Origin of the sequence: Cellulomonas bogoriensis 69B4 = DSM 16987 (genome assembly GCF_000767165.1) — a bacterium.
GTDB classification, from domain to species: Bacteria; Actinomycetota; Actinomycetes; order Actinomycetales; family Cellulomonadaceae; genus Actinotalea; species Actinotalea bogoriensis.
This window is the reverse complement of sequence record NZ_AXCZ01000447.1, coordinates 1-543: the sequence shown is the minus strand read 5'-3', so window position 1 is coordinate 543 and position 543 is coordinate 1. Positions and strand designations below refer to the sequence as shown.

Annotated in this window: 2 protein-coding genes; both read left to right on the top strand. The window is 75.1% G+C overall.

Annotation, left to right across the window (positions count from 1 at the left end):
• A partial coding sequence (locus N869_RS18205) for a hypothetical protein (RefSeq protein WP_035063363.1) occupies window positions 1-187 on the top strand: 187 nt, incomplete at its 5' end.
• Window positions 188-276: 89 nt separating this feature from the next.
• The coding region (locus tag N869_RS15950) for a hypothetical protein (RefSeq protein WP_035063362.1) at window positions 277-543 on the top strand (267 nt) is incomplete at its 3' end.

Genomic DNA, 543 nt, shown 5'->3' with positions numbered 1-543 from the left:
CACGTGGGCGGCCGGTCCCGGGGCGCAGGCTGCACGCACCGAGCAGTGGCTCACCGACCTCGCGACCGGGCGGGCGTCCCACCTGGGCGGGTCCCGCACCTACCGGGCCGGAGCGACGCCCGGGACGAGCCCGGTTCCCGGGATGTGCGGGTGGCTGCGCGGCTACGGCGTGCCCCCGTCCGGCTGAGCGTTCCCCACAGGCCTGAACCCGGCGGTTGCCCAACCACTAGGTTCAGGGTGCCCACCTGGGCCCCCGATGTGGAGGAGTGTGCTCCGATGGTCGACCGAGGACGGCTCGTGGCCGGCTGGTACCCCGACCCGACCGGGCGGGCGCGCATGCGCCACTGGTCGGACGGGTGGACGGCCTGGGTCAGCGACGGTCAGCGGGTCTGGGACGACGCCGTGGCGTCGGAGCGCCGTCGGGTGGGACCCGAGGACGCCTCCCACCTGGTCTTCGCCCGCGAGGTGATCCTTCCCGAGGTCCAGCGCACCATGGGCACCGTCGTGGCGGCGCAGCTGACGGGCGTGCTCGGGGAGCTGGAG